Consider the following 21,676-nt stretch of genomic DNA (forward strand, 5'->3'; position numbering starts at 1 on the left):
ACGCGAGACACTGCAGTCCAATATATTGTTAATCTTGATCTAGACTTTTGAAGTATTGGTGAATTGAAAGGTTCGTCCATGGAACTGCGGCATTTGCGTTACTTCATCGCGCTGGCCGAAGAGCTGAGCTTTACCCGTGCTGCGCAGCGCCTGCATGTCTCGCAGCCGCCGCTGAGCCTGCAGATCGCACAACTGGAGCAAGAGCTGGGCGCCCAGCTGTTCGTACGCACCAGCCGGCGTGTGGAGCTCACGCTGGCAGGCAAGGCTTATCTTGTGGATGCGCGTGCGGTGCTGGAGCGGCTGGATGCGGCGCGCCAGCGTGTGGCGGCCATCGGCCAGGGGCAGGCGGGGCGTATCGAGGTGGGACTGTCGGGATCGCATTTTCTGGGGCCATTCCCGGCGGTGCTGGCGCGCTACCGGCAAAGCCATCCAGGTGTGGATGTGGTGCTGCACGAAATGCAGCCCTCGTTGCAGCAGGCTGCGCTGCGCGACAAGCGCATCGATGTGGGCATCTCGCGCACGGCGGTCAATGACGACCAGCTTGCGAGCACCTTGGTCTGGCCCGACCCCGTGGTGGCCGCGTTGTCGCCGGGCCATCCGCTGGCGAGGCGCAAGGCGCTGGCCTTGAAGGACTTGCGCAGCGAGCCCTTCGTGATGCTGCGCCGCGATTCGTCGGCCCATGCCGAGTACATGGTGCAGTGCTGTGTGCAAGCCGGCTTTGCGCCCAGGGTGGCACAGACGACCGTGGAGCTGGCGGCCGTGCTGAGCTTGGTGGCTGCAGGGCTGGGGGTGGCCCTGGTTCCTTCTTCGTTGAGCACGCTGTTTGCCCAGCGCGTGGTGTTCAAGCCCCTGGGGGCCAAGGCACCGCGCGCCGATGTGCATGCTTTGCAGCGGCGCGACGATGTCGTCGGCGTGGTGCCGACATTCGTTCAGATGGTGTCAGGAGGCTGAGGCCGGCGCATTCTTCTGAAGAATCAAGTGCGGGCCGGAATCGCCAGCCCCTTGTCCACGGCTGGGCGCAGCACAAAGGCATCGAGCACGCGCTGCACTTCGGTGAACTGGGAAAACTCCACCAAGTCACCGGCACCATAAAAGCCGATCAGATTGCGCACCCAGGGCAGGATGGCGATGTCGGCAATGGTGTACTGGTCGCCCATCACCCACTGGCGGCCTGCCAGGCGCTGGTTGAGCACGCCCAGCAGGCGTTTGGACTCGGCCACGTAGCGGTCGCGTGGGCGCTTGTCTTCAAATTCCTTGCCCGCGAACTTGTGGAAGAAGCCAAGCTGGCCGAACATGGGGCCCAGGCCGCCCATCTGCCACATCACCCATTGGATGGTTTCGTAGCGCGCGGCCGCGTCCTGGGGCAGCAACTGGCCGGTTTTGTCCGCCAGGTACAGCAGGATGGCGCCGGACTCGAACAGCGCAAGTGACTTTCCGCCAGGGCCGTTCGGGTCGAGGATGGCGGGGATCTTGTTGTTGGGGTTGAGCGAGAGGAACTCGGGCGACATCTGGTCGTTGGTCTCGAAGCTCACCAGGTGGGGCTCGTAGGGCAGGCCCACTTCCTCCAGCGCGATCGACACCTTCACGCCATTGGGCGTGGGCAGCGAATACAGCTGGATGCGGTCGGGGTGCTGGGCGGGCCATTTGTGGGTGATGGGGAAGCTGGTGAGATCGGGCATGAAGGGATCCTCGCTGGTGGTGGCGACGAAGACGGCGCCAAAAGATGACAAGCCTAATCCGGCTGTGAAATCGGCGCTGCCTGGGGTGATTGGCGGCCCACCGACGATAATCCGGCAGATGCAGATTCGCTTTACCAAAATGCAGGGCGCGGGCAACGATTTCGTGGTGCTCGACGAGACCCAGGGCCGCCTGGGGCTGTCTGCCGCCCAGTACCGTTTTCTGGCCGACCGCCATTTTGGCGTGGGCGCCGACCAGATCCTTACCGTGCGGCCCCCAACACCCGATGCGGCTGCAGCGGGCATCGACTTCGAATACGTGATCCACAACGCCGATGGCGGCGAGGTGGAGCAATGCGGCAATGGCGCCCGCTGCTTTGCGCGTTTTGTGCACGACCGGGGCCTCACGGGCAAGGACACGATCCGCGTGCAAACCAAAGGCGGCGTGATCGCCCCCCGCCTCACGGCCGATGGCCGCGTCACCGTGGACATGGGCCGCCCGGAGTTCGAGCCCGCCAAGGTGCCGTTCGACCCCGCAGGCCTCACCCCTGTAGCCCAGGGTCTAGGGCAAAAATGGCCACTGGCGCTTGATGGTAAAGCGCTAACAGCTACTGTTTTTGTAGCGGTTGCCTCCATGGGCAACCCACATGCCGTGCAACTGGTGGACGATGTGGACACCGCGCCCGTGCCAGAGGCGGGCCCGCTGGTCGAGAGCCACGTGCGGTTCCCCCAGCGGGTGAACGCGGGTTTCCTGCAGATCGTGGACCGCAGCCACGTGCGGCTGCGCGTGTTTGAGCGTGGCGTGGGCGAAACCCTGGCCTGCGGCTCGGGCGCCTGCGCGGCGGTGGCGTTGGGCATCCGCCTGGGGCTGCTGGACGCTGAAGTAGAGGTCCAGACGCGTGGCGGGCGCCTGACCATTGCCTGGAGCGGTGTGGACACCGATTCCGTTTTCATGACCGGCCCCGCCACCACGGTGTTCGAAGGCCAGATCGACATTCCTGACACCCTCCTATGACCTCCCACATCCCACCGATCACCGAAGACGACATCGCCCACTTTCTGACCAACACCCCGGGCTTCTTCGAGCGCCATGCCGAGGTGCTGGCCAGCGTGCAGATCACCAGCCCCCACGGCGCGCGCGCCGTGAGTTTGCAAGAGCGCCAGGCCGAGATGCTGCGCGAGAAGATCAAGGGCCTGGAGCACCGCATCATGGACATGGTGCGCAACAGCACCGAAAACGCCGCCATCGCCCACAAGGTGCACCAGTGGACGGGCGCGCTGCTGCAGATCAAGGACCCGATCGACCTGCCCCAGGCCGTGGCCGAGGGCGTGCGCACCCTGTTCGACGTGCCCCAGGCCGCCGTGCGCGTGTGGGACGTGGCGGGCCCCTACATCGACGCAGACTTCACCCGTGGCGCCAGCGAGGATGCACGGGCATTTGCCTCGTCGCTCACCATGCCGTTCTGCGGCCCCAACCTGGGTTTCGAGCCCGCAGGCTGGTTGGCTGGCGAGGCGGGCGAGCCTGCCCAGTCGTTGGCCCTGCTGCCGCTGCGCGAAGGCGCCATCGACAGCGCCACACCCGCCTTTGGCCTGCTGGTGCTGGGCTCGCACGACCCAGAGCGTTTTGAAGCCACCATGGGCACCGACTTCCTGGCCCGCATGGCCGAGCTGGCGAGCGCCGCGCTCTTGAGACTCAAATAAGGTGATGACGCCCGACCCGCAGGTGCTGCGCTATCTGGAGCATGTGCGGGTCGAAAAGCGGCTGGCGGCGCGCACGCTCGCGCTCTACACCCTGGACCTGGAAAAGCTCGCGCAGTTCGCTGCGGGCGTCAACCTGCCTTTGCTGCAACTGACGAGTGCGCACATCCGCCGTTTTGTGGCGCAGATGCACAGCGGCGGGCGCAGCGGGCGGGGCATTGCGCTCATTCTTTCGGGCTGGCGCGGCTTTTTTACCTGGGCCGGGCGGCAGGGGCTGATTCCGCACAACCCCGTGCAAGACGTGCGCGCCCCCAAGGCGCCCAAGCCGCTGCCCAAGGCCCTGGGGGTGGACGACGCGGTGCGCCTGGCCGAGTTCGACCACACCGGCGCCGACCCCTGGCTGGAGGCGCGCGACGCGGCCATGGTCGAGCTGCTGTACGGCTGCGGCCTGCGCGTGGGCGAGCTGGCGGGGCTGGATGCCCTACCCAATGCCGACACCCAGCGCCAGGGCCGGGGCTGGGTGGATTTGCAGGCGGGCGAAGCCCATGTGTTCGGCAAGGGCAGCAAGCGCCGCAGCGTGCCCGTGGGCCGCGCAGCCACCGAGGCGCTGCAGGCCTGGCTGCAGCTACGGGCCACGCCGTTTGGTGGCGAGGGCTCGGCGCGGCTCGATGCCGCGCTGTTCGTCGGCCAGCGCGGCAAGCGGCTCACGGCGCAGTCGATCTGGCTGCGCCTGCGCCAGCGCAGCCAGCAGGCCGGGCTGACCACGCCGGTGCACCCACACATGCTGCGCCACTCGTTTGCCAGCCACCTGCTGCAAAGCAGCGGTGACCTGCGCGCCGTGCAGGAGCTGCTGGGCCACGCCAACATCACCACCACACAGGTCTATACGCGGCTTGATTTTCAGCACCTGGCCAAGGTGTATGACGTGGCGCATCCCAGGGCTCGGCGCAAGCCCGATTCAAAGTAGGTCAGGTGGCGGTCGCAGGCTGCGCGGCAATAAATGCCGCCACGGCCGCCAGGTCCAACGGCCGGGCAAAGTAGAAGCCCTGCCCGGTTACGCAGCCCAGGCGCTGCAGCAGGCGGGATTGCTCGGCGGTTTCGATGCCCTCGGCGGTGGTCTCCATGTGCAGCGCCCGCGCCAGCTCGATCACCGTGAGCACGATCGCCTCCGATTCGGGGCTGCTCTGGATTGGTGCGATGAAGGACCGGTCGATCTTGAGCCGGTCGAAGGGGAAGCTGCGCAGGTAGGCCAGCGAGGAATAACCGGTGCCGAAATCGTCCAGCGCGATGCGCACACCCGCATGGCGCAACCGGTGCAGCGTGGCCATCACGTCGTCGGTGTCCTGCAAAAAGACCGATTCGGTGATCTCCAGTTCCAGCCGCGATGGCGGCAGGCCAGAGCGCTCCACGACCGCAAGGATTCTGTCGGCCAGCAACGCGTCGTCGAACTGGCACACCGAGAGGTTGACCGACATCACCAGCCCAGCCGGCAATTCGCGCGCTGCCAGGCAGGCACGCTCCAGCACCCACAAGCCGATGTCGCGGATCAGGCCTGCTTCCTCGGCCACCGGGATGAACTCCGCTGGCGATACGCTGCCAAAACGCGGGCTGTTCCAGCGCAGCAGGGCCTCCAGCCCCGTCACCCGGCCCGATGTGAGGTGCCACTGGGGCTGGAAGGCCAGGTGCAACTCGTCGTGCGTCAATGCGTTGCGCAGCCCGTCTTCCAGGGCAATGCGCCGGTGGGCGCGCTGGTCCATCTCGAGCGAGAAGAACTGCGCCTGACCGCGCCCGGCCAGTTTGGCTTCGTAGAGGGCCAGGTCGGCGTGATGCAGCAGGGCATCCACATGGTTGCCGTCGCGTGGCAGGAAGGCGATGCCGATGCTCAGGTGCGGCGTGACGGCCATGCCAGAGAGGTTGCAGGGCTGGTCAACGGCGCGCATCAGGCGGTCGCAAAACACCTGCACCTCGGCGCGGGTGCTCGCCCCGTCGAGCAGGATGGCAAATTCGTCGCCGCCCAACCGGGCCACCAGGTCGCGGCTGCGCACCTGCTGGGCCATGCGTTGCGCCACAGTTCTGAGCAACAGGTCGCCGTTGCCATGGCCGTAGGCATCGTTGACGCGCTTGAAATTGTCCATGTCCAGGCACAGCAGGGCCGCGCTGCTGGCCCCCACGCCGTCGAGCGCACATTGCTGCTGCAAACGGTGCTGGAAGTGGCGGCGGTTGGCCAGGCCGGTCAGGGAATCGAAGTGCGCCAGCCGGTGCATTTCGTCTTCTGCATGCTTCTTGAGGGTGATGTCCACCCCCACGCCGCGCCAGTCCTGCTGGGTCTGGTCCAGCCGCCAATTGGGCTTGGCCGTGAGCGCCCACCAGCGCAGCTGGCCTGCGATCACGATGGGAACGAGCAGGTCGCGAAACGGCTGCGGCCCTTGGAGCGCCGTTTGTAATGCTTGCAGATGGGAGGCCGGGTCCACGCCGTGGGTGGCGCCGTGGTGGGTGCGTGCTATCAGGTCCACCAGGCTGCGCTGCGCATCTTCGCTGCGGCGGTAGTTCAGGGCATGGTCCAGCCGGCTCGACGAATGGCGCAGCAGTCCTTCGCGGGAGACCTCCCAGAGAAAGTCGCTGGTGTTTTCTTCGAAGTCGCGCAGCAGCAGGCCCACGATTTGTTGCTGGTGGGCGGCCTCGGCCTCGGCGGTCAGGCGCGAACCATAGGAGCGTGCCATCACGCGCACCGAGGCGATCACCACCAGGCTGTAGGCCACCAGCAGCACCAGCAGGGTGACCGAGCCCTCTTGATTCAGCGCTCTTGCCAGGCCCGTGGCCGCGCCCCCTGTCAGCAGCGCTACGTAGCTCAGCGCCGCCTCGGGAACGGTGACCAGGGCAAAACCACCGGCACAGGTCATGCCGCAGCAGATCGCCACGATCATCAACTGGTCTGGGGCCGTTGCAGTGGTGTAGAGGGCTGCAGGCACCACGCCCCACAGCAGGCCCAGCAAGCCCGCATGGCGTGCTGCACGGTGAATCGCTTTTTTCGACGCCAGCGGACGGGGTGGTTGGTGGCGGGCACGCTGCCAGGCGCGCAGCCCTTGCACCGCCACGAACAGCAGTGCCAGCATCCAGGCCCAGAGCCAGGGGGCGTCATCCGTCAGGCTCCAGGTAACGACGCCGCCATTGAAGACATTGACGACCATGGACAGCGGCGTCAGCCGCAGAATGGCCTGTAGCTGCTGTGCGCGAAAGCTCGCGGCCAGCGGCTCATCTGCCTCGTACGGGGCCAGCCATTGCTGCAGGCGCGCGGGTAGGAGTGTCAAAAGGCGGGGTTCTGCCATGCAGGCGGGTCCGTTAGGGGGCAGCCACCGGCTCCATGGGCTCGGGTGGTTGCTTCGTCACACAGGGTTCGGCAAAACACACTTTGCAACCATTGTGCACTCTCGGCTGTGCGCCTGCCCAGGGGCCAAGCCTGGGGCTATGGCCGTCCGGCGCGCCGACCGATCGTGCGGCGCACGCATTGCCAACTGGGAACCTTTGGCCCCATGGCGGGCTCCGAGCGGTGTGTCCGTGCGGTGCAGGGACGCACCCAAAACCGTTCAAGAGACAACCCGAGGAGAAGAACCGATGGGACGCTGGATCAAGGCCAACAAGGGATTTTTGGTGCTGCTGATGTGCTTCGGCCTGTTTCGCACGGCTGTGGCGGACTGGAACCCCATTCCATCGGGCTCCATGCGGCCCAATCTGGTCGAGGGTGACGTGGTGTTCGTCAACCGCCTGGCCTACAACGTGAAGATTCCGCTGACCGACGTGGTGTTGGCCCAGATCGGTGAGCCACGGCGCGGGGATGTGGTGACCTTCTCTTCGCCGCAGGATGGCACGCGCCTCATCAAGCGCCTGGTTGCGGTGCCCGGCGATACGGTGGAGATGCGCGACGAAGTGCTCATCATCAATGGCGAAGCCGCCCGCTACGAGGCACCGCAGGCGCTGCAGGAGGCCGTGAGTCTGGGCCACACCGTCGACGCCACGCGCCTGACCGAGCAAGTGCTGGGCCATGAGCGCCGCGTGCAGTGGCTGCATGGCGTGACGGCGCGCAGCAGCTTTGACCCCGTGACCGTGCCCGAGGGCGAATACCTGGTGCTGGGCGACAACCGCGACAACAGCGCCGATTCGCGCTACATCGGCCTGGTGCCGCTCCACCTGCTGATCGGCCGGGCCGTTGGCGTGCTGGTGTCGGCCGATACCGACCGCTACTTCATGCCGCGTTTCGAGCGCTTCGGCCAAAAGCTGTAATCGAGCCGCTTGTTGGGCGGGGGGCGGGTGCCAACGGCGCGACAATCGGGACCATGAAAACCCTTCGTCTTCGCCCTGGCAAAGAGCGCTCGCTCTTGCGCCGCCATCCCTGGATCTTTGAATCGGCCATCGCCAAGGGCGGCGGCGACAGCGGCGAGACGGTGCGCGTGGAGTCGCACGAGGGCCAGTTTCTGGCCTGGGCCGCGTTCAGCCCCAGCTCGCGCATCCGCGCACGGGTGTGGAGCTTTGACGAGGCACAGCGCATTGATGCTCCTTTTTTTATAGCTGTTTGCGCACGTTCTATCATCGCCAGAGCCCGTTTTGATGTGCAAAGCGATGGCGTGCGCCTGGTGCACGGCGAATCCGATGGCCTGCCCGGCCTCATTGTGGACCGCTATGGCGACACGCTGGTGGCGCAGTTCACCAGCGCGGGCACCGAGCGCTGGAAGGATGTGATCGCCGACGCGCTGCTGCGCGAGACGGGCCTTGCCAAGCTGTACGAGCGCTCGGACGCCAGCGTGCGTGCGCTCGAAGGGTTGCAGCCCGCGACGGGCTGGCTGCGCGGCGGCACACCCGCCCAGGCGGGTGAAGGGCCGCCCCCGCTGGAGCTGACCATCCAGGAGCACCAGTGGCGCCTGACGCTCAACATCGCCGAAGGCCACAAAACCGGCTTCTACTTGGACCAACGCGACAGCCGCAAGCGCTTTGCCGACTACGCCCGGCGCCTGGGTTTTCAGCGCGTGCTCAACTGCTTTTGTTACACCGGGGGCTTCAGCGTGGCCGCGCTGGCGGGCATGCGAGCCGCTGAGGCAGCCTCAGGTGTGGCGGGTGGGCAGGTGATCTCGATCGACTCGTCGGGCCCGGCGCTGGAGCGGGCGCGCAACCATGTGGCGCTCAACGGGTTTGATCTGAACCGGGCCAGTTTCATGGATGCGGACGTGAACGCCTCGCTGCGCCAGTTCCTGAAAGAAGGCCAGCGTTTTGACGCCATCGTGCTCGACCCGCCCAAGTTCGCCCCCACGGCGGCGCATGCCGATCGCGCCGCGCGGGCCTACAAGGACATCAACCGGCTGGCGCTGCAACTGCTGTCGCCGGGCGGCGTGCTGTTCACCTTCTCGTGCTCGGGCGGCATCAGCGCCGACCTGTTCCACAAGATCGTGGCCTCGGCCGGGGCAGATGCAGGCGTGGACGGCTTTGTGCTGGAGCGCCTGGGCGGCGCGCCCGACCACCCGATGACGCTGGAGTTTCCGGAGGGCGAGTACCTCAAGGGCTTGGTGGTGATGCGCAAGGGCTGAGTTTTCTGGCCCCTGCAGGGGCTTGACAGCCTCGGTACACTGAAAAAGCGCCCCCTTGTGCGGGGCCCTGCAGCCTGCAGCGCAAGTATTTGATCCCCTTGAAAGACAGATTTATGGCATTGATCCCCGTCACCATCCTTACCGGCTTCCTGGGCTCGGGCAAAACCACTTTGCTCAAGCGCCTGCTCTCCGAAGCCCATGGCCAGAAGATCGCCGTGATCGAGAACGAGTTTGGCGAAGAAAACATCGACAACGACATCCTCGTGACCGAGTCCAAGGAGCAGATCGTGCAGATGAGCAATGGCTGCATCTGCTGCACCATCCGCGAAGACCTGCGCGAGACGCTGCAACTGCTGGCCTCCAAGAGGCGCAAGAACCTGCTGGAGTTCGACCGCATCGTGATCGAGACCACCGGCGTGGCCGACCCCGGCCCGGTGGCGCAGACCTTCTTCATGGATGAAGAAATCGCCGAGACCTATCTCATCGACTCCATCATCACCCTGGTGGACGCCAAGCATGCGCCCCAGCAGCTCAACGACCGCCAGGAGGCGCGCCGCCAGGTGGGCTTTGCGGACCAGATTTTTCTGTCCAAAACCGACCTCGTCTCCAAGGAGGAGACCGAGGCGCTGATCCATCGCCTGAAGCACATGAACCCGCGCGCGCCCATCAAGGCCGTGCATTTCGGCGAAGTCCCCCTCAAGGAGGTGCTGGACCTGCGCGGCTTCAACCTCAATGCCAAGCTGGATATCGACCCCGACTTCCTCAAGGAAGAAGGGGATGGCCATGGCCACGAACATGACCACCACGACCATGACCACGAGCATGGCGAGCACTGCAACCACCCCTCGCACCAGCACGGCCACGGGCATGGCCACCACCATCACCACGACGATGATGTGAAAAGCTTCGTCTTCCGCTCGGACCGCCCGTTCGACCCCGCCAAGCTGGAAGATTTCCTCGGAGCAATTGTTAACATTTATGGCCCGCGCATGCTGCGTTACAAGGGCGTGCTTAATATGAAGGGCACGGAGCGCAAGGTGATCTTCCAGGGAGTGCACCAATTAATGGGCAGTGACCTGGGGCCACAGTGGGCTGAAGGCGAGGTGCGCACCAGCAAGATGGTCTTCATCGGCATTGATTTGCCCAAGGACATCTTTCTGCAAGGGCTGGAGCAAAGCCTGGTCTGATTTGTCCGCCGGTGTTGGGGAGCTGGTTTGACTCGATCTGTGTTGTATCCGCAACGTTTCTGTTTGTAGCAGTCCAGGTCGATACAATCGCGCCCCGGTAAAACCCCGGAAGGCTTGCCACCCGCCCTTGGCTGCGAACGCGGCTGGGGCCCGCCCGTACAGCGAGGAGACCAGGAAGTGAAAGCCGACACCAGCAAATCCAAGGGAGCCGCCAAGGCAACCCCTGCCGCGGCCAAAAGCGCCGCAGCCCCCGCAGCGGGATCAAAAACGGCTGCAAAGGCGGCCGCGGCCCCCAAAGCTGCTGTGGCCCCCAAGGCAGTCGCCGCATCCAAGGCTGCCTCAGCCAGCCCCGCAGTGGCGCCACCCCCTCCGGCACAGGTGCTTCAAGCGGGTTCACAGGTACCCGTGCGCACAACCCGGCCTTCTTCCCGATTGGCCCAATTGACCGTACCATCCATGGCACAGGCAGTGGCTTCAACCGCTGCCAAAGCCAGTTATTTACATACCATGCCCACGACCGTGCAAGCGCAGCCCACCTTTACGGCTGCCAAAAAAGACCCCAAGCTGGCGAACAACTGGAAAACCAAGTCCGCCGCTGAGTTGACCGACGCTGAAGTCATGGCCATGCCTGACAGCGAGTACATGAACGACAAGCAGATGGCGTTTTTCCGCCTGAAGCTCGTTCAGCTCAAACAAGAAATCCACAACAGCGCGGGCGAGACGACCGAACACCTGCGTGAAGACACCGTGGTGGTGCCCGACCCCGCAGACCGCGCCACGATCGAGGAAGAACACGCCCTGGAGCTGCGCACGCGTGACCGCGAGCGCAAGCTGCTCAAGAAGATCGAGCAATCCATCGCACGCATCGATGCAGGCGACTACGGCTACTGCGACGAAACCGGCGAGCCCATCGGCGTGGGCCGCCTGATTGCCCGCCCCACCGCCACGCTGTCGCTGGAAGCGCAGCAGCGCCGTGAACTCAAGCAGAAGATGTTCGGGGATTGATCTGGCCACGGTCTTGCGATCACCACCACGCGCACCCCTCTGCACCTGAGCCATGAGCAAGGAAGAAACCCCTCCCGCAGGCTTGTTGTCCAAGGTGGTTCGGTTCGTGAAGAATCCCACGGTCAACTGGACGGAGCTCGACTCCCTCGGGGACGACCGGGAGAGCCAATACAGCAAGCAGATGCTCAAGGAGATGATCGAGCGCAAGCGCCGCAACGACTTCGTGCGGCGCCGCGAGTTCGATCAACTGCGCAAGCTGCGCCAGCGCGAGGTGCTGCAAGGCCATCGTGTGGAAGACGCGGCAGGGCGCCCTTCGTTCTTTCAAAGCAGCATGGCCTCGCCCGACGAGCGCGCCGTCACGCTCAAAAAGATCGACGAGATCGAAGCGCAGATGTCGCAGCAGTGGTGGAAGAGCAAGCAGGCAGGGGGCGACGCGCCCACCCAGCCCGGCGTGCTGCCCGAATCGAAGGCAGAGCCGTCAGAGTCGGCCCATGCCAGGGCCTATGCCCCCACGGCACCCGGCAGCCTGCCTACGCCGCTGGACAATAAAGCTCCAGTTCAGCCGCTGTTTGCCGATGACAGTATGGCCATTGGCAAATTTGGTGGCACTGATGCGCAGATGCTCCCAGGCACCACCCCCCACGTGGAAGCATCCTTCAGCCCTGAGGCCGCCGCGGCACAGCCCGCGCCCGCATTCGAACCGGAGGAATTTGTGCACGAACCCGATCTAGAAGAGGCCGCCATCCGGTTCGCCAATGGAGACCAAGCGGGCGCGGAGTCTGGTCTGCTGGACGTGCTGGCCCAGCACCAGCAGGATGAGCCCGAGCAACAGCTCGAAATCTGGATGACGCTGTTCGACTTGTACCGCGCCACCGGACAGCACGACCGATTCGATGCGCTGGCCATTGATTTCGCGGCCCAGTTCAGCCGTTCGGCACCCCTGTGGTTCTCGATGCCCGAACTATTGGGCCTGGCCGTTGCCGCGCCGGCAGCCAGTGGTGGTGCCCAGGCAGCGCCCGAGGCGCCCATGCGCCGCGATTTCAGCTGGAACGCACCCCCAACCCTGGCCGTGTCGTCCGTGGCGGCGCTGCAGGCATCACTGGCGCGTGCAGCCGCGCCCTGGACGCTGTCCTGGTCGCGCCTGACAGCGATCGAAGATGCGGCCGTGCCCTTGCTTGCAGACCAGATCACCCATTGGGCCGACCTGGACGGCCAAATCGTGTTTTCCGGGGTGGAAAAGCTCAACGTTCTGCTTGAAGCCAAAACCCAGTCCGGCGACCGCTCCAGCAGCCCCGAATGGTGGCGCCTGCGCATGGCTGCGATGCGGCTCATGGGCAAGCCCGACGAATTTGAGCTGGTGGCGCTGGATTACTGCGTGACTTACGAGGTGTCGCCCCCCTCCTGGGTGTCGCCGCGTTGCGGGTATTCCGACAACGAGGGCGTGTCCTCCGGTACTGCCCCTCTGGCGGCCGACAGCGACTTCATGGCCTCCGATCTGGGCGAGCTTTCGGCCCCCGCACCGCTGGATGCGGGGCCGGTGGCGGAACTGAGCGGCCATGTCGATGGCGATGCCACACCGCTGCTGCAGCCGTTTGAGGCCTTCCTGCGCCCTGGGGTGCCCTTGACCATTGCCTGCGACAAGCTCATCCGCGTGGATTTTGCTGCAGCGGGATCGGTGCTCAACTGGGCAGCCGAACAGCAGGGCCATGGCCATGTGATCCAGTTCCACAACCTGCAGCGGTTGGTGGCGATTTTCTTCAACGTGATCGGCATCAACGAGCACGCCTGGGTCGCCCCCCGCAAGAACTAGCCGGGCGGTGGTGCTGCGATGCAGGGAGGTGCTTGCAAAACGCATTGCCGCCCCCACATGCCGCAGCTATGGACTCCTCATCTCAAGACACCCCGGTGTTTCACGGCACCACCATCCTCAGCGTGCGCCGCCAGACGCCTGAAGGCATCCAGGTCGCCATTGGCGGCGACGGCCAGGTCACCCTGGGCCACATTGTGGTCAAGGGCACGGCGCGCAAGGTGCGCAAGCTCTACCACGGCAAGGTGCTGGCGGGCTTTGCGGGCGCCACGGCCGATGCGTTCACGCTGTTCGAACGCTTTGAGGCCAAGCTGGAAAAGCACCAGGGCCACCTGACCCGCGCCGCCATCGAGCTCACCAAAGACTGGCGTACAGACCGCGTGCTGCGCCGCCTCGAAGCCATGCTGGCCGTGGCCGACGCGAGCGCCTCGCTCATCATCACGGGCAACGGCGACGTGCTGGAGCCCGAGCAGGGCATCGTGGCCATTGGGTCGGGCGGTGCCTATGCGCACTCGGCCGCCAAGGCGCTGCTGGTGAACACCGACCTCTCCGCGCAGGAGATCGTCAAAAAGTCGCTCGAGATCGCGGGCGAGCTGTGCATCTACACCAACATGAACCACACCATCGAGACGCTGTGAGCGTGGCGGCGGGTGCGGGCTGCGCGTTTTGATGCTGTTTTGCTTCGTTTTTTATAGCTGCTAGCGCTTTATGAATAAGCGCTAGAGCCATTTTTGATGCCAAAGGGACTGCTATGTCGTCCATGACCCCCCAGGAAATCGTCTCCGAACTCGACCACCACATCGTGGGCCAGGCCAGCGCCAAGCGCGCCGTGGCCATTGCGCTGCGCAACCGCTGGCGCCGCCAGCAGGTCGAAGGCAGCCTGCGTCAGGAGATCACGCCCAAAAACATCCTCATGATCGGTCCCACGGGCGTGGGCAAGACCGAGATCGCGCGGCGCCTGGCGCGCCTGGCCGATGCACCCTTCATCAAGGTCGAGGCCACCAAGTTCACCGAGGTGGGCTATGTGGGCAAGGATGTGGACGCCATCATCCGCGACCTGGCCGAGATGGCCGTCAAGCAGACGCGCGAGGCCGAAACAAAAAAGGTGCGCACCCGCGCCGAGGACGCCGCCGAGGAGCGCATCCTGACCGTGCTGGTGGGCAATGCGGTCCCCGACAGCTCCGCACGCCAGGTGTTCCGCAAGAAGCTGCGCGAAGGCGAGCTGAACGACAAAGAGATCGAGATCGACGTGGCCGAAGCCCGTGCCCCGCTGGAGATCATGGGTCCGCAGGGCATGGAGGAAATGACCGAGCAGCTGCGCGGCATGTTCAGCCAGATGGGCCAGGACAAGCGCCGCACGCGCAAGCTCAAGATCGCCGAAGCCATGAAGCTGCTCACCGACGAAGAGGCGGGCAAGCTGGTGAACGAGGAAGAGATCAAGACCCGCGCCATCGCCAATGCCGAGCAGAACGGCATCGTCTTCATCGACGAGATCGACAAGGTGGCCACGCGCCAGGAGAGCAGCGGCTCCGACGTGTCGCGCCAGGGCGTGCAGCGCGACCTGCTGCCGCTGGTGGAGGGCACCACCGTGTCCACCAAATACGGCATGATCAAGACGGACCACATCCTGTTCATCGCCTCGGGCGCGTTCCACCTGTCCAAGCCCAGCGACCTCATCCCCGAGCTGCAGGGGCGCTTTCCGATCCGGGTGGAGCTCGACTCCCTGTCGGTCCAGGATTTCGAGGCCATCCTCACGCAGACCCATGCCTCGCTGGTCAAGCAGTACCAGGCGCTGCTGGCCACCGAGGGGGTCACCCTGGACTTCCTGCCCGAAGGCATCACGCGCCTGGCGCACATCGCCTTCGAGGTGAATGAGCGCACGGAAAACATCGGCGCGCGCCGCTTGTCCACCGTCATGGAGCGCCTGCTGGACGAGGTGAGCTTTGATGCCGCACGCCTGTCGGGCCAGACCATCACCGTCGATGCCGCCTATGTGAACGCCCGCCTGCAGACCTTGAGCCAGGACGAAGACCTGTCGCGCTACATCCTGTGACCACTAGGCCAGGCCTTGAGAGGTCACTTTCATAGGCCCCTCTAAGTGCTTATTTTTTAACAGCTTTTGGCGCTTTGGCGTCTGCAAAGTCGCGCCTAAGTTGTTGATTTCATTGCAAAACTTTGTGAGACACCCCCTTGCTTGGTGTGCTTTTCCTGCTACAGTGCAAAAAAGTGCAATTAAGTGGTGAAAAGTGCCCTCAAGGTCCATTGCACGGATCCGCGAGGCGCAAAACCGAAGTGGGAATCTGTCCGTGTTTCAAGGTGCCTCGTCGCTGAGTCTGGATGCGAAGGGTCGGCTGTCCGTGCCGACCCGGCATCGTGACGTGCTCGCGGCCACCGCATCGGGCCAGCTCACCATCACCAAACACCCGCACGGCTGTCTCATGGTGTTCCCCCGCCCCGAGTGGGAGAAGTTCCGCGAGCGCATCGCCCAGTTGCCCATGTCCGCCCAGTGGTGGAAGCGCATCTTTCTGGGCAACGCCATGGACGTGGAGATGGACGCCACGGGCCGCGTGCTGGTTTCGCCCGAGCTGCGCGCCGCAGCCGGTATTTCCAAGGACACCATGCTTTTGGGCATGGGCAACCATTTCGAACTCTGGGACAAGGCCACCTACGACGCGCAGGAAGCCGAAGCCATGCAGGGCGAGATGCCGGATGTCTTCAAGGACTTCTCCTTCTAAGGCCCACCGTGACATCTTCTCCTTCTTTGCAACACACCACCGTTCTTCTCGACGAAGCCGTGGACACCCTCCTCGGAGGCGCTGGCGCCGAGCCGGCGGGCACCTTCGTGGATGCGACCTTTGGGCGCGGAGGGCATTCGCGCCTCATCCTTCTGCGGCTGGGGCCAGAAGGGCGTCTGGTGGCCTTTGACAAGGACCCCGAAGCCATCGCCGAAGCAACGCGCATCACCGATGCGCGTTTTTCCATTCGGCACGAAGGTTTTCGCCACCTGGCCGACCTGCCTGCGGGCAGCGCTGCGGGCGTGCTGATGGACCTGGGCGTGAGCTCGCCCCAGATCGACAGCCCCGAACGGGGCTTCAGTTTTCGTTTTGACGGCCCGCTGGATATGCGCATGGACACCACGCGCGGGATCAGCGTGGCCGATTGGTTGGCCACGGCCGAAGTCGGTCAGATTGCGGAGGTGATACGTGACTACGGTGAAGAACGGTTTGCTGGCCCCATTGCAAAGGCGATTGTTGCGCGGCGCGAAGAACGGGGCGCTCTTGCAACCACCGCCGAACTGGCCGATCTCGTGGCTGGCGCGGTCAAAACCCGCGAGCCGGGCCAGAACCCTGCAACGCGCACATTTCAAGCTCTTCGGATTTTCATCAACGCCGAGCTTGAAGAGCTGCAACAGGCGCTAGAGGCCAGCCTCTCGGTGCTGCAGCCGGGTGGGCGGCTGGTGGTGATCAGCTTCCATTCGCTCGAAGATCGCATCGTCAAGCAGTTCATCGCTAAGCACTCCAAAGAGGTGTTCGACCGCCGTGCGCCATTCGCCAAGCCACAGCCCATGAAGCTCGTGGCCCTGGACCGCATCAAGCCGAGCGCTGCCGAGGTGGCGGCCAATCCCCGTTCGCGCAGTGCCATCATGCGCGTAGCCGAGCGGACAGAGGTCTGAAAGCATGACCCGGTTGAACCTCGTCCTGTTGGTGGCCGTGCTCGCCAGCGCCCTCTATCTGGTGCACACCCAGTACGAGTCGCGTCGCCTGTTCACCGAACTGGACCGAGCCACGGTGGAGGCCCGCCGCCTGGAAACCGAGCACCAGCGCCTGCAGGTCGAAAAGCGCGCGCAGGCCACGCCGCTGCGCGTGGAGAAGATCGCGCGCGACCAGTTGAAGATGCGCACGGCCACGCCCGCCATCACGCAGTACGTGTCCGACCCGCAAGGGGTGGTGGCAGCCGCCAGTGCGCCCGTGCAACCCGGGGGCACGCAACCATGAGCCGCAGCGTGGTTTACACCGCAAGCCCGCTGCTGGCCAGCAAGACGCCGGTCTGGCGCAGCAAGTTCATCGTGGCGATGATCGCGCTCGGGTTTGTGGGGTTGGGGGCACGCGCCGCCTACGTGCAGGTGTTCGGCAACGAGTTCTTCCAGCGCCAGGGCGAGGTGCGTTTTGCGCGCACGCTGGAGCTGCCCGCCAACCGCGGCAAGATCCTGGACCGCAATGGCCTGATCCTGGCCTCCAGCGTGCCCGCGGCCAGCATCTGGGCCATCCCCGAGGACGTGGACCAGGAAAAGCCCGAGGTGCGCGCCAAGCTCAAGCAACTGGCCAAGCTGATGGGCATGACCCAGGCGGAGTTGTCGAAGAAACTGGCCGACGAGGACAAAACCTTTGTCTGGATCAAGCGCCAGCTCGACTGGGACGTGGGCCAGCAGATCGCGGCGCTGGACATCAAAGGCATCTACCAGCGCAAGGAATACAAGCGCCAGTACCCCGAGGGCGAGGCCGCCGCGCACGTGGTGGGCTTCACCAACGTCGAAGACCATGGCCAGGAGGGCATGGAGCTGGCCTTCGACAAAGACCTGGCGGGCAAGCCAGGCTCGCGCCGCGTGATCAAGGACCGGCTGGGCCGCGTGGTGGAAGGCGTGGGCGAAACCGTGCCCCCGGTGGACGGCAAGGACATGCAACTGTCCATCGACAGCAAGGTGCAGTTTTTTGCCTACCAGAAGCTGCGCGACCAGGTTGCGCTGCACAAAGCCAAGGCGGGCAGCGTGGTGGTGCTCGATGCGCACACGGGCGAGCTGCTGGCGTTGGCCAACTACCCCAGCTACGTGCCCGACAAGCGCCAGAACCTGACCGGCGAGCAGTTGCGCAACCGCGCGCTCACCGACGTGTTTGAGCCCGGCTCGACCATGAAGCCCTTCACCATTGGCCTCGCGCTGGAAACCGGCCGCGTGCGCCCCGAAACGCCGGTGGACACGAACCCCGGCCGCATCACCATTACCGGCTCCACGATTTCAGACACGCACAACTACGGCCTGCTCACCGTGGAGGGCGTGATTCAAAAATCCAGCAACGTGGGCACCACCAAGCTCGCCATGCAGATGCCTGCGCGCGAGATGTGGGAGACCTTCTCGGCGGCGGGCTTTGGGCAAAAGCCGCAACTGCACTTTCCTGGCGTGGTGACGGGCCGCCTGCGGCCCTACAAGAGCTGGCGCCCGGTGGAGCAGGCCACCATGTCCTATGGCTACGGCCTGTCGGCCAGCCTGTTCCAGATGGCGCGCTCGTACACCGTGTTTGCCAATGGCGGGCGGGTGATCCCGGCCACCATGCTCAAGACCAACGAGATCGCGGTGGGCGTGCCCGTGTTTTCCGAGCGCACGGCCGACCAGGTGCGCAAAATGCTGCAGATGGCCGCAGGCCCCGGCGGCACGGGCCAGAAGGCGCAGACCGTGGGCTACTCGGTGGGCGGCAAGTCGGGCACGGCGCGCAAGCAGGTGGGCAAAAACTACGCATCGGGCAAATACCGCGCCTGGTTCACCGGCATGGCGCCCATCGACAAGCCCCGCATCATCGTGGCGGTCATGATCGACGAGCCCGGTGCCGGTGTGATCTACGGCGGCGCCGTGGCCGCGCCCGTGTTCAGCGAAGTCGTGCAGCAGACGCTGCGCATGATGGGCGTGCAGCCCGACATGGCTGTCAAGCCGCAGATCGTGGCCAACGCGGTGGAGGAGTCGCTGTGACCCAGGCACCGCTCCACATCCTGCAGTCCGCCAACGAGGCCGTGCAATGGCTGCGCGCGCGTGTCACAGGCACCCTGCACACCGACAGCCGCCAGATCACCCCTGGCGACGGCTTCATCGCCTGGCCCGGCGCGGCCACCGACGGTCGCGCCCATGTGGCCGATGCGCTGGTGCGCGGCGCCACCGCCTGCCTGGTGGAGCAGTCCGGCGTGGAGGCATTCGATTTTTCGGGCGAACACCTGGCCGCTTTGCACGGCCTCAAAGCTGCCACGGGGCCCATTGCGGCGCAGTGGTTTGGGCAACCCAGCGCACAGCTCGATGTGCTGGCCGTGACCGGCACCAATGGCAAGACCAGCACCGCGTGGTGGCTGGCCGGCGCCTTGAATTTGCTATCAAATAATGAGCTGTCGGCGCTTGATCAGTGCGCGCTGGTAGGCACTTTGGGTATAGGAGTCCCCCCCGCGCTGGCATCCACCGGCATGACCACCCCCGACCCGGTGCGCCTGCAGCGCGCGTTCGGCCAGTTTGCCGAGCAGGGGCTCGGCGCCTGCGCCATCGAGGCGTCCTCCATCGGCCTGGCCGAGGCGCGGCTCGATGGCACGCAGATCCGCGTGGCCGTCTTCACCAACTTCACGCAGGACCACCTCGACTACCACGGCAGCATGGCCGACTACTGGCTGGCCAAGCGTGTGTTGTTCGACTGGCCCGGTTTGCGGGCTGCGGTCATCAATGTGGATGACCCGGTGGGCGCTCAATTGCACGCCGAGCTCGCCGACGGGGCGCTGGACCTGTGGAGCGTTTCCGCCCAAGGCGTCGCGCGCCTGGCTGCGCAAGACATCGCTTTGGGCGAGCAGGGCCTGCGCTTCACGGTGATCGAAGGGGCCGAGCAGCAACTGCTGCAAACGCGCGTGATCGGCCACTACAACGTGCAGAACCTGCTGGGCGTGCTGGCCACGCTGCGTAGCCTGGGCGTGCCGCTGGCCGATGCCGTCCGCGCCTGCGCCAGCCTGCAGCCCGTGCCGGGCCGCATGCAGCGGCTGGTAGCAGCGGGCCAGCCGCTGGTGGCGGTGGACTATGCCCACACCCCCGATGCATTGGAAAAAGCCCTGCAGGCCCTGCGCCCCCTGGCCGCCGAGCGCGGCGGCCAACTGTGGTGCGTGTTTGGCTGTGGCGGCGACCGCGATGCGGGCAAGCGCCCCCTGATGGGCGCCGTGGCGCAGCAGCAGGCCGACCAGGTGCTGGTGACCAGCGACAACCCCCGCAGCGAAGACCCGGCCGCCATCCTGCACCAAATTTTGCAAGGCACGATTGCGGGCGGCACCGTGCGTGCCGAGCCCGACCGCGCTGCCGCCATTGCGCAGGCCATTGCCGAGGCCGCACCCGCCGACGTGGTGCTGGTTGCCGGTAAAGGCCATGAAGACACCCAGGAAACGGCGGGCGTGCGCCTGCCGTTCTCCGACATGGCCCACGCGCGCAGCGCGCTGCAGGCCCGAGGAGCCCACACATGGGCATGACAAACAGTTCAAGCACTGCCATGACCTTGCAGCAGGCCTTTGCGCTGCTGCAGCCGCGCATTCCCACCGCCCGACTGGTGGGCGACGGCGCCACGTCGCTGGCGCGCGTGCATACCGACACACGCACGCTGCAGGCCGGTGATCTTTTCGTGGCCCTCAAGGGCGAGCGCTTCGATGCCAACGCCTTCCTGGCCGATGCCCGCGTGGGCGGCGCATCGGCAGCCATTGCCCATGGCGGCCTGGCGGCTGCTGGCCTGCCGGGCATCGAGGTGCCCGACAGCCTGGCAGCGCTCGGAGCGTTGGCAACGGGCTGGCGTGCGCAGTTCGCATTGCCACTGATCGGCGTGACCGGCAGCAACGGCAAGACCACGGTGACGCAGATGATCGCGTCCATCCTGCGCGCCTGGCAGGGTGACGCCGCCTTTGCCACGCAGGGCAATTTCAACAACGACATTGGCGTGCCCCTGATGCTGCTGCGCTTGCGCGCGGCCCACCGCGCGGCCGTGATCGAGATGGGAATGAACCATCCGGGCGAGATCGCCCAGTTGGCCGCCATGGCCCAGCCCACGGTGGCGCTGGTCAACAACGCGCAGCGCGAGCACCTGGAGTTCATGCACACCGTGGAGGCCGTGGCGCGCGAGAACGGCTCGGTGTTTGCCAGCCTGCCCGCCGATGGCGTGGCGGTGTTCCCGGCGGGCGATGCCTACACGGGCCTGTGGCAGTCGCTGGCCCAGGCTTTGCCGGGCCGCCGCGCGGTCACCTTTGGCGACGGCGGCGATGTCCGCTGCGAGCGGGCCGTCTGGGAGCACGGCGCCTGGGCTGTGGTCCTGTCCACGCCGCAGGGCGAAGTCGCCACCCGCCTGCACATCGCTGGCCGCCACAACGTGACCAATGCCCTGGCCGCAGCCGCCTGTGCGCTGGTTGCGGGCGCGCCGCTGGCCGCTATTGCACAGGGGCTCGACGATTTCACGCCGGTCAAGGGCCGCTCGCGCGCGTTCAGCGTGGCTGTCGCAGGCCGCGAGATCACCGTGGTGGACGACACCTACAACGCCAACCCCGACTCCATGCGCGCCGCCATTGATGTGTTGGCCGAATTGCCCGGCCCGCAGCTTCTGGTGATGGGCGATATGGGCGAGGTGGGTGACCAGGGGCCGCAGTTCCACGCCGAGGCTGGGGCGCATGCCCGCGAGGCGGGCATTCCCCTGCTGTTTGCGCTGGGTGCGCAATCGGTGCATGCCGTTTCTGCCTATGGCAGCGGCGCCAGGCATTTCAACGACATGGGCGTGTTGCTCGACGCCGTGCGCCAGGCCCTGCTCACCGTGGGCAGCGTGCTGGTCAAGGGCTCCCGGTTCATGAAGATGGAGCAAGTGGTCGAGGCCATCGTTGCTGCCACGCAGCCCCACGAACAACAACAAAAGCCGATGCAATCGCAGGAGGAACGCCATGGCGCAACGCATTGAAATCACCCGCACGGCGTTC

General features: G+C 65.5%; 19 protein-coding genes. 17 read left to right on the forward strand and 2 right to left on the reverse strand.

The genetic code is table 11. The annotated features are described in order from the left end of the window. The first annotated feature begins 78 nt into the window (after positions 1-78). On the forward strand, positions 79-951 hold the full coding sequence (locus Q0105_RS19860; RefSeq protein ID WP_298214316.1) for a LysR substrate-binding domain-containing protein: 873 nt from the start codon (positions 79-81) through the stop codon (positions 949-951). Positions 952-974: 23 nt separating this feature from the next. On the opposite strand, the gene Q0105_RS19865 is transcribed toward Q0105_RS19860, so the two are convergent. After that, on the reverse strand, positions 975-1,679 hold the full coding sequence (locus Q0105_RS19865; RefSeq protein ID WP_298214318.1) for a glutathione S-transferase N-terminal domain-containing protein: 705 nt from the start codon (positions 1,677-1,679) through the stop codon (positions 975-977). A 118-nt stretch (positions 1,680-1,797) separates the two neighbouring features. Here Q0105_RS19865 and dapF point away from each other — a divergent pair, with 118 nt between their 5' ends. The 3 genes from dapF to Q0105_RS19880 are packed head-to-tail and all read left to right on the forward strand — an operon-like array spanning position 1,798 to position 4,341. Next, positions 1,798-2,691: a diaminopimelate epimerase gene (gene dapF, locus Q0105_RS19870; RefSeq protein WP_298214320.1), complete on the forward strand. Its 894-nt coding sequence runs from the start codon at positions 1,798-1,800 to the stop codon at positions 2,689-2,691. Further along, positions 2,688-3,377, forward strand: a complete 690-nt coding sequence (locus Q0105_RS19875; RefSeq protein ID WP_298214322.1) for a DUF484 family protein — start codon at positions 2,688-2,690, stop codon at positions 3,375-3,377. Before dapF ends, Q0105_RS19875 begins: the two co-directional genes overlap by 4 nt. 4 nt (positions 3,378-3,381) lie before the next feature. Further along, on the forward strand, positions 3,382-4,341 hold the full coding sequence (locus Q0105_RS19880) for a tyrosine recombinase XerC (RefSeq protein WP_298214324.1): 960 nt from the start codon (positions 3,382-3,384) through the stop codon (positions 4,339-4,341). Position 4,342: 1 nt separating this feature from the next. On the opposite strand, the gene Q0105_RS19885 is transcribed toward Q0105_RS19880, so the two are convergent. Further along, a complete protein-coding gene (locus Q0105_RS19885) occupies positions 4,343-6,700 on the reverse strand; it encodes an EAL domain-containing protein (protein WP_298214326.1) in 2,358 nt (785 codons plus the stop codon). Between the two features lie 286 nt (positions 6,701-6,986). Between Q0105_RS19885 and lepB the strand changes: the two genes are divergently transcribed. The 13 genes from lepB to murF all read left to right on the forward strand — a co-directional run bounded on the left by lepB (position 6,987) and on the right by murF (position 21,657). Beyond that, entirely contained in the window at positions 6,987-7,652 is a 666-nt protein-coding gene (gene lepB, locus Q0105_RS19890) for a signal peptidase I (protein ID WP_298214328.1), read from the forward strand. 53 nt (positions 7,653-7,705) lie between these two features. Further along, positions 7,706-8,947, forward strand: coding sequence for a class I SAM-dependent methyltransferase (locus Q0105_RS19895; RefSeq protein WP_298214330.1), 1,242 nt, complete (start codon positions 7,706-7,708; stop codon positions 8,945-8,947). A gap of 113 nt (positions 8,948-9,060) precedes the next feature. Next, positions 9,061-10,134, forward strand: a complete 1,074-nt coding sequence (locus Q0105_RS19900; RefSeq protein WP_298214332.1) for a GTP-binding protein — start codon at positions 9,061-9,063, stop codon at positions 10,132-10,134. A gap of 177 nt (positions 10,135-10,311) precedes the next feature. Further along, a complete protein-coding gene (gene dksA, locus Q0105_RS19905) occupies positions 10,312-11,139 on the forward strand; it encodes an RNA polymerase-binding protein DksA (RefSeq protein ID WP_298214334.1) in 828 nt (275 codons plus the stop codon). 52 nt (positions 11,140-11,191) lie between these two features. Next, positions 11,192-12,949 (forward strand): STAS domain-containing protein, encoded by a 1,758-nt coding sequence (locus tag Q0105_RS19910; RefSeq protein ID WP_298214337.1) that lies wholly within the window; start codon positions 11,192-11,194, stop codon positions 12,947-12,949. Between the two features lie 68 nt (positions 12,950-13,017). Continuing rightward, positions 13,018-13,584, forward strand: a complete 567-nt coding sequence (hslV, locus tag Q0105_RS19915; protein ID WP_298214339.1) for an ATP-dependent protease subunit HslV — start codon at positions 13,018-13,020, stop codon at positions 13,582-13,584. A 113-nt stretch (positions 13,585-13,697) separates the two neighbouring features. Further along, positions 13,698-14,999 carry an ATP-dependent protease ATPase subunit HslU gene (hslU, locus tag Q0105_RS19920; RefSeq protein ID WP_298214341.1) on the forward strand — a complete coding sequence of 434 codons (1,302 nt, stop codon included), beginning with the start codon at positions 13,698-13,700 and terminating at the stop codon, positions 14,997-14,999. A gap of 253 nt (positions 15,000-15,252) precedes the next feature. After that, a complete protein-coding gene (gene mraZ, locus Q0105_RS19925; protein ID WP_298214343.1) occupies positions 15,253-15,681 on the forward strand; it encodes a division/cell wall cluster transcriptional repressor MraZ in 429 nt (142 codons plus the stop codon). A gap of 8 nt (positions 15,682-15,689) precedes the next feature. Further along, positions 15,690-16,619 (forward strand): 16S rRNA (cytosine(1402)-N(4))-methyltransferase RsmH, encoded by a 930-nt coding sequence (gene rsmH / locus Q0105_RS19930; RefSeq protein WP_298214345.1) that lies wholly within the window; start codon positions 15,690-15,692, stop codon positions 16,617-16,619. Positions 16,620-16,623: 4 nt separating this feature from the next. Next, positions 16,624-16,941: a cell division protein FtsL gene (gene ftsL / locus Q0105_RS19935; RefSeq protein WP_298214348.1), complete on the forward strand. Its 318-nt coding sequence runs from the start codon at positions 16,624-16,626 to the stop codon at positions 16,939-16,941. After that, on the forward strand, positions 16,938-18,683 hold the full coding sequence (locus Q0105_RS19940) for a penicillin-binding protein 2 (RefSeq protein ID WP_298214350.1): 1,746 nt from the start codon (positions 16,938-16,940) through the stop codon (positions 18,681-18,683). Before ftsL ends, Q0105_RS19940 begins: the two co-directional genes overlap by 4 nt. Further along, a complete protein-coding gene (locus Q0105_RS19945) occupies positions 18,680-20,197 on the forward strand; it encodes a UDP-N-acetylmuramoyl-L-alanyl-D-glutamate--2,6-diaminopimelate ligase (RefSeq protein ID WP_298214352.1) in 1,518 nt (505 codons plus the stop codon). Before Q0105_RS19940 ends, Q0105_RS19945 begins: the two co-directional genes overlap by 4 nt. After that, positions 20,188-21,657: a UDP-N-acetylmuramoyl-tripeptide--D-alanyl-D-alanine ligase gene (murF, locus tag Q0105_RS19950; protein ID WP_298214354.1), complete on the forward strand. Its 1,470-nt coding sequence runs from the start codon at positions 20,188-20,190 to the stop codon at positions 21,655-21,657. The genes Q0105_RS19945 and murF overlap by 10 nt, the downstream gene beginning before the upstream one ends. Positions 21,658-21,676: the final 19 nt, after the last annotated feature.

The sequence above is a fragment of the Acidovorax sp. genome, from assembly GCF_027492855.1.
Lineage (GTDB): Bacteria > Pseudomonadota > Gammaproteobacteria > Burkholderiales > Burkholderiaceae_C > Acidovorax.

What these genes read in the sequence shown, in the direction of transcription:
- hslU (WP_298214341.1), top strand. Translation starts at nt 13,698, where the DNA reads ATGTCGTCCATGACCCCCCAGGAAATCGTCTCCGAACTCGACCACCAC.
- ftsL (WP_298214348.1), top strand. Translation starts at nt 16,624, where the DNA reads ATGACCCGGTTGAACCTCGTCCTGTTGGTGGCCGTGCTCGCCAGCGCC.
- Q0105_RS19860 (WP_298214316.1), top strand. Translation starts at nt 79, where the DNA reads ATGGAACTGCGGCATTTGCGTTACTTCATCGCGCTGGCCGAAGAGCTG.
- lepB (WP_298214328.1), top strand. Translation starts at nt 6,987, where the DNA reads ATGGGACGCTGGATCAAGGCCAACAAGGGATTTTTGGTGCTGCTGATG.
- hslV (WP_298214339.1), top strand. Translation starts at nt 13,018, where the DNA reads ATGGACTCCTCATCTCAAGACACCCCGGTGTTTCACGGCACCACCATC.
- Q0105_RS19900 (WP_298214332.1), top strand. Translation starts at nt 9,061, where the DNA reads ATGGCATTGATCCCCGTCACCATCCTTACCGGCTTCCTGGGCTCGGGC.
- Q0105_RS19875 (WP_298214322.1), top strand. Translation starts at nt 2,688, where the DNA reads ATGACCTCCCACATCCCACCGATCACCGAAGACGACATCGCCCACTTT.
- Q0105_RS19895 (WP_298214330.1), top strand. Translation starts at nt 7,706, where the DNA reads ATGAAAACCCTTCGTCTTCGCCCTGGCAAAGAGCGCTCGCTCTTGCGC.
- dapF (WP_298214320.1), top strand. Translation starts at nt 1,798, where the DNA reads ATGCAGATTCGCTTTACCAAAATGCAGGGCGCGGGCAACGATTTCGTG.
- Q0105_RS19880 (WP_298214324.1), top strand. Translation starts at nt 3,382, where the DNA reads ATGACGCCCGACCCGCAGGTGCTGCGCTATCTGGAGCATGTGCGGGTC.
- murF (WP_298214354.1), top strand. Translation starts at nt 20,188, where the DNA reads ATGGGCATGACAAACAGTTCAAGCACTGCCATGACCTTGCAGCAGGCC.
- Q0105_RS19940 (WP_298214350.1), top strand. Translation starts at nt 16,938, where the DNA reads ATGAGCCGCAGCGTGGTTTACACCGCAAGCCCGCTGCTGGCCAGCAAG.
- Q0105_RS19885 (WP_298214326.1), bottom strand. Translation starts at nt 6,700, where the DNA reads ATGGCAGAACCCCGCCTTTTGACACTCCTACCCGCGCGCCTGCAGCAA.
- Q0105_RS19865 (WP_298214318.1), bottom strand. Translation starts at nt 1,679, where the DNA reads ATGCCCGATCTCACCAGCTTCCCCATCACCCACAAATGGCCCGCCCAG.
- Q0105_RS19910 (WP_298214337.1), top strand. Translation starts at nt 11,192, where the DNA reads ATGAGCAAGGAAGAAACCCCTCCCGCAGGCTTGTTGTCCAAGGTGGTT.